Raw genomic sequence first — 6,223 nt, 5'->3', positions numbered from 1 at the left:
GAAAATCTACCTATCATTTTTGATGAATATCTTCCTAAATGGAATTATAGAGCTATTCCTCAAAATAACTGAAATGCATAAGTTATTTATTTTTCATTCCTAAGTGATAGATACATGACTAATTAATTATTCAGCTAGCAACCTCAAAACAGCCAGAGAAGTCATAAAATCTACAATTTCATCGATAAACTAATCCGTTTTAATGATTCATTTATTTCTAAAACGCGCACTTTTACTACCTGTCCGACCTTAACTATTTGCTTCGGATCGCTGACAAAGCGATCGGCTAATTGCGAAATATGAACTAATCCATCTTGATGCACACCAATATCAACGAAGGCTCCAAAGTTTGCCACATTGGTAATAATGCCTTCTATCTCCATGCCAATTTGCAGATCGGAGATTTTCTGGATAGCATCGTTGAAGGTAGCGTATTTGAACTCGGCACGAGGATCTCTTCCTGGTTTTTCTAGTTCTCGCAGGATATCCCGCAAAGTCGGTTCGCCGATCGCATCGGTTACATACTGCTTTAGGTTGACCGTTTTCAGTTTATCGGCTGCCTGTGAGATGTCTGAGAGAGCGACATTTAGGTCTCGAGCGATCGCTTCTACGACTTTATAACTTTCGGGATGCACGGCGGTATTGTCTAGAGGATGATCGCCACCACGAATCCGTAAAAATCCTGCCGCTTGTTCAAAGGCTTTTGCGCCTAATTTGGGTACTTTCAACAAATGACGGCGATCGCGAAAAGCACCATTTTGATTACGATAGGTGATGATGTTATTGGCAACACTAGCACTCAGTCCTGACACAAAAGTAAGCAATTCTTTGGAAGCTGTGTTCAGGTCTACGCCGACAAAGTTAACGCAACTCTCAACAGTTTCTTCCAACTTCTTTTTCAATAATTTTTGATCTACGTCATGCTGATACTGTCCCACACCAATTGATTTTGGATCGATTTTTACAAGTTCGGCAAGTGGATCTTGTAGTCGTCTGCCAATGCTGATTGCGCCCCTTACGGTTAAATCTAAATCGGGAAATTCGGCGATCGCTACATTACTCGCCGAATAAATTGAAGCGCCTGATTCGTTAACCATTACTTTGATTGGTGGTTTCTCTAATCCTTGAATAACTTCCATTACAAAGCTATCAGTTTCTCGTCCTGCCGTACCATTGCCGATCGCGATTAGTTGAATCTGATACTTCTCAATCAAAGTTCTCAATGTACGGGCTGCTTGTTCTCTTTGAGTAATTGCTTGATGGGGAAAGATGGTTTGATATTCTAGAAATTTGCCTGTCTCACTAATTACCGCAGACTTGCAGCCTGTCCGAAATCCTGGGTCGATCGCGAGAGTCGGTTTCATGCCTGCGGGAGCAGCTAGTAGTAAATCTCGTAAGTTGGCTTCAAAGGTTTTGATTGACTCGACCTCGGCCCATGCTTTCATTTCGGCGATTACCGAGGCGATCGCGGAGGTTTTCATCAGGCGGTTAAAGGTATCTTTGAGCATATCTTGATAAAAAGTTTTGATGGCTGGGGTTTTAGCCTGAATTTGCTGCGAATTTAGGTAGGTTAATACGTGGTCTTCGTCAAAATCTAGGGTGAGAGTGAGGATTTCTTCAGTTTCACCGCGCAATATGGCTAAGAGATTATGGGCGGCGATCGCTTTTACTTTTGCTTGATAGTCGCGGTACATCTCAAACTTGGTTGTGCCAATTGGATGCGCTGCCTTGATTTTTGAGAAAAATACTCCTGTCTGGATCAGGTAGTTTCTGATGTAAGCACGATATTCTGAATTCTCAGCGACTTCCTCAGCAAGAATATCTGATGCACCCTTAAGAGCTTCTTCGACCGTTTTCACTTGTTCAGATAAATATTTGGCGGCTTCTTGAGGCAATGAGGCTGTATTAATGTTAGGACGATTGAGTGCTTTGATGGCTTCAGCAAGTGGTTCTAGTCCTTTTTCTCTAGCGATCGCCGCTTTAGTTCTTCGCTTGGGGCGATAGGGCAGATATAGGTCTTCTAGTTCTGTCTTTTGCAAACACGATTCTATTTTAGCTTGCAGAACATCCGTAAGCTTGCCTTGCTCGGAGATTGCCTGAATGATTACGGCTTGGCGATCGCGTAGCTCAGTCAGATATGTATAACGATCTTGCAGATCTCTTAATTGAATCTCGTTCATTTCCCCTGTGCGCTCTTTACGATAACGGGCAACGAAGGGGAGGGTTGCACCTTCTGCAAATAGCTCTAGGGCATTTTTGACTTGTTCGGGGTGAAGCGAAAGTTCTTGGGCAATAAGTTGTTCAAGGTTCTGCATTAATCGTTTCAACTTTCACTAGGCTTCTTGCTAACTTTACCAGATGTGCGATCGCCTCGTAATCTTTGATAAGCTAGATTAAACTCTAAATTTTTAGATCTCATCACACAGCTAAAGATCTTAGGTTTGCTACTGCCTGTATTCTTGTTTAAACAATCATGATGAACACTCCAACTTTATCAAGAGAGCAAACTGCTACAGCAGCAATTGAGAAATCCAGATCACTATCTGAAAATCGAGTCTTGCTACATGGAGTGAGCTGGGAAACTTTTGAACGCTTGCTTGCAGATGTTGGCGATCGACGCACTAAATTATTTCACTACATTAAGGGTACTTTAGAGATTATGTCACCGCTTTCACTGCACGAAGGTAGCGATCGATTTATTGAAGCTTTATTGTGTGAATATGACCATAAGTTTGCCGCTGCAATACCATAAACTTGCCGCTACTGAGTTTGAAATACTGATTTCACCGTTGGGTTCTTCTAGATTCGTTTCCCCAGATGGAACCATAAATTTGCCGAAAGTATTGAATTACAAGCATAAGCTTGCCGAAAATCGTAAACTCTTGAAGCTATCAAAAGCCTTGACCAGCTTGGCGTTATCTTCCTACTAAGTCTGGATTTGCCTCTCTTTGCTGATTTTACCACTCCAGTCACAGACAAATTTTGCCTGTGACTGGGCTAAATGCTTTAAGGAGACTGGATTTAGCGGATATCTACAACCGAAACGCAGACTGGCTATGTATTAGAGTCCCTTGCTCTAGAGGTTGATACCATAAGTTTGCCGCATCGGCAAACTTATGGTCATAATCACATATTGCCTTGGAATTGATATCTAATTCCTAATTTGTCACAGAAGCATCTTAGAGCAAATAATCATCAATTATTTGCCATTAAATTTATACGAATAAGTATTTATACTTAGTTATTAACGTGATTTCAAGCTTTGAGGACTTTGCTTGGTGCGTTGCGATATATTGAAGGGGTATCTGCCCGTTAGTTAGTTGTCGTTATGCAAAAATGGTTTAATACCGCTGGTCCTTGTAAGCCTGACATTCACTATATGTTGTCAGCTACAGAGCGCTTGCCTGAAATTAAACAACTAATTGCTCAGGAAAACTATTTTGTGATCCATGCGCCAAGGCAGGTGGGTAAGACTACAGCGATGTTGGCACTTGCTCAGGAATTAACGGCGAGCGGTAAATATACGTCGGTGATGCTATCCCTAGAAGTTGGAGCTGTGTTTTCTCACGATCCTGAGTTGGCAGAGAGAGCTATATTAGATGAGTGGCAGGATGCGATTAGATTTTATTTGCCACCAGAGTTACAGCCAAGTCATGGAATTTTAGGAGAATCAGGTCGTCAAATCGGTGCTTTTTTGGCAGCATGGTCACAGGAATCACCACGTCCTTTAGCAGTGTTTCTTGATGAAATTGATGCACTGAGTGATGAGACTTTAGTTTCAGTGCTGCGACAAATTCGATCGGGTTTTCCGCGTCGTCCACAGGGATTTCCGCAGTCAGTTGCCCTAGTGGGTATGCGTGATGTGCGGGATTATAAATACGCATCAGGGGGAAGCGATCGCCTGAATACCTCTAGCCCTTTTAATATCAAAGTGCGCTCTTTTACGTTGAGTAATTTCACCCTTGAGGATGTGACAAATCTTTATCAACAGCATACAGAAGCCACAGGACAAATATTTACACCAGAAGCGGTCGATTTAGCTTTTCATTTGACACAGGGGCAGCCTTGGTTAGTGAATGCGATCGCTAAGGAAATTGTGGAATATATTACGAAAGATCCTGCAATTCTCATTACTGCTGAGTTAGTGAATCAAGCTAAGGAAATACTAATTAAGAGACAAGATACGCATCTGGATAGCCTTGCGGAAAGACTAAGAGAAGATCGAGTCAGAGCCATAATTCAACCAATTTTATCGGGATTAGAGCTAGGAGATACTCCCGATGACGATCGGCGCTATTTGTTGGATTTAGGTTTAGTGGTGCGGAGTCAGGAAGGTGGATTAAAGATTGCTAATCCTATTTATCAAGAAGTGATTCCCAGAGTTTTATCTCAAGGTGTGCAAGATAGTCTGCCAATGATTCAACCGAGCTGGCTGAATGCTGATGGGAGTCTCAATGTCCAAGTTCTTCTTGATGCTTTTCTAGTTTTCTGGCGACAACATGGGGAGCCTTTATTTAAGAGTGCAAATTATCCAGAGATAGCGCCACATCTGGTGATGATGGCATTTTTGCATCGGGTTGTTAACGGTGGTGGCACATTGGAGAGAGAATATGCGATCGGTTCAGGGAGAATGGATATTTGTTTGCGCTATGGCAAACAAACTTTGGCGATGGAGTTGAAGGTATGGGCTGATAAAAAGCCCGATCCCTTTGAGGAAGGTTTGCCACAGTTGGATAAATATTTGTCGGGGTTGAGTTTGGATACAGGATGGTTGGTGATTTTTGATCGCCGTTCTGGGTTGCCGCCGCTTAGCGATCGCACGACTACTGAGAATGTGATCAGTCCCGCAGGGCGAGAAATAATTGTAATTCGAGGCTAGAGACTAATTGCTATGTCAATACCAGAGCCAATTTTAGTTGTTTACAGTGAACCACCCAAAGCGATCGCCGCTACGGATTTACGCCAGTCACGAGTTGATGAATTTTTAGCATCGAGGTCTTTGCAGCCCAAGAGCCATAAAGCATATCAAGCGGATTTGCTGACATTTATGAATTGGTGCGACTTGGCTTGGGTGGATGTGAGTCGCCGCAAAGTGACACAGTTTAAAACTTTTTTGCTAAAGGAACGTGAGTTAGCATTGAGTTCGGTGAATCGGGTATTGCGGACGCTGAAATCGTTTTATAGATGGATGTTGCTTTCAGAATATGTGGTTGCCGATCCGACTATTGGCATTCAGCAAGAGCGATTGCCCGATCCTGTGGCTAAGGATTTGGAAGATGAGGAGGTGTTGCGGATTTATGAGGCGATCTCGTTAGGTAAGGTGATGTTGCGCGATCGGGCTTTATTTTCGGTGTTGTTGCATGGGTTGAGGGCGGAGGAGGTTTGTCGTCTGAATGTTGAGGATTATGTGAATGGGGAATTGGTGATTAAGGAAGCGAAGTGGGATAGTAAGGGGGAAGTTCCTTTGACGAAGTTGGGGATTCAGGATTTGGATGCTTATTTGGGTTGGAGAAAGGAGCAGGAAGAGGAGATGTCACCTGATAGTGCTTTGTTTGTGTCTTGCTCTAATCGTAGTCAGGGCAAACGGTTGACCTATTGGGGAATTCGTTATGTGATAGATGATTTGGCGGAGAAGACGGGGATTGATTTGCATTCTCATCGGGGTAGACACACGTTTGCGACGAATTTGATTGTGAAGTATGAGTTAGATCCATCTTTGGCGATGGAGTTGACTCGGCATCGGGATGTGCGAAGTTTTAGGCGTTATACCAATCGAAAGAATAAGATTGCAGCGAAACGGGCTTTCTTGAAGGCGGCGGAAAGGTTGGATTAATTGAGATGTCCATATATTCTCTAGTTATCTCATGTACAGACGATTAGCTTATGCTTTAGTTGCAAATGATGTTGAATATAGGCGATCAATTTCATAGCTGATATAGGTTTGACCATTTTCCCAAGTTAGTTTATTGATTTTGATGTCGGCATGAGCAAACCAATTCTCATCAACTAGTGGAATAGGAACATCAATGGGAATTAGGCGATAATCTTGTTTCTGAGCTTGATGTTTTGCCCCTTTGATAAGTTGTTGGGGATATTGTGATGGCGGGAGTTTGAGAATACTATTGATCTCGCAGGGCATACCCATTATTGTGTCCAAATTTTTGTAACATGCATCCAACATACATTGCTTAGCGCTGTATGCAAAGTTAAGCTGTTGCCTTTA

The 6,223-nt window shown here is 42.7% G+C and carries 5 protein-coding genes; 3 read left to right on the top strand and 2 right to left on the bottom strand.

From position 1 onward, the window contains the following. Positions 1 to 170: 170 nt before the first annotated feature. Positions 171 to 2,315, bottom strand: a complete 2,145-nt coding sequence (locus tag H6G05_RS22570; RefSeq protein ID WP_190581796.1) for a Tex family protein — start codon at positions 2,313 to 2,315, stop codon at positions 171 to 173. Positions 2,316 to 2,473: 158 nt separating this feature from the next. Here H6G05_RS22570 and H6G05_RS22565 point away from each other — a divergent pair, with 158 nt between their 5' ends. The 3 genes from H6G05_RS22565 to H6G05_RS22555 all read left to right on the top strand — a co-directional run bounded on the left by H6G05_RS22565 (position 2,474) and on the right by H6G05_RS22555 (position 5,833). Beyond that, positions 2,474 to 2,752 (top strand): hypothetical protein, encoded by a 279-nt coding sequence (locus tag H6G05_RS22565; RefSeq protein WP_190581795.1) that lies wholly within the window; start codon positions 2,474 to 2,476, stop codon positions 2,750 to 2,752. A 576-nt stretch (positions 2,753 to 3,328) separates the two neighbouring features. Continuing rightward, positions 3,329 to 4,879, top strand: coding sequence for an AAA family ATPase (locus tag H6G05_RS22560; RefSeq protein ID WP_190581793.1), 1,551 nt, complete (start codon positions 3,329 to 3,331; stop codon positions 4,877 to 4,879). Between the two features lie 12 nt (positions 4,880 to 4,891). Then, a complete protein-coding gene (locus H6G05_RS22555) occupies positions 4,892 to 5,833 on the top strand; it encodes a tyrosine-type recombinase/integrase (RefSeq protein ID WP_190581791.1) in 942 nt (313 codons plus the stop codon). Between the two features lie 48 nt (positions 5,834 to 5,881). Here the strand turns inward: H6G05_RS22555 and H6G05_RS22550 are convergent, their stop codons facing one another. Next, a complete protein-coding gene (locus H6G05_RS22550) occupies positions 5,882 to 6,139 on the bottom strand; it encodes a DUF2584 family protein (protein WP_199310735.1) in 258 nt (85 codons plus the stop codon). Positions 6,140 to 6,223 lie beyond the last annotated feature (84 nt).

It is taken from the genome of Phormidium tenue FACHB-1050, from assembly GCF_014696925.1.
Taxonomy (GTDB): domain Bacteria; phylum Cyanobacteriota; class Cyanobacteriia; order Pseudanabaenales; family Pseudanabaenaceae; genus Pseudanabaena.
This window is presented reverse-complemented; position numbering and strand designations above follow the sequence as displayed.

What these genes read in the sequence shown, in the direction of transcription:
- H6G05_RS22570 (WP_190581796.1), bottom strand. Translation starts at nt 2,315, where the DNA reads ATGCAGAACCTTGAACAACTTATTGCCCAAGAACTTTCGCTTCACCCC.
- H6G05_RS22565 (WP_190581795.1), top strand. Translation starts at nt 2,474, where the DNA reads ATGATGAACACTCCAACTTTATCAAGAGAGCAAACTGCTACAGCAGCA.
- H6G05_RS22560 (WP_190581793.1), top strand. Translation starts at nt 3,329, where the DNA reads ATGCAAAAATGGTTTAATACCGCTGGTCCTTGTAAGCCTGACATTCAC.
- H6G05_RS22555 (WP_190581791.1), top strand. Translation starts at nt 4,892, where the DNA reads ATGTCAATACCAGAGCCAATTTTAGTTGTTTACAGTGAACCACCCAAA.
- H6G05_RS22550 (WP_199310735.1), bottom strand. Translation starts at nt 6,139, where the DNA reads ATGCCCTGCGAGATCAATAGTATTCTCAAACTCCCGCCATCACAATAT.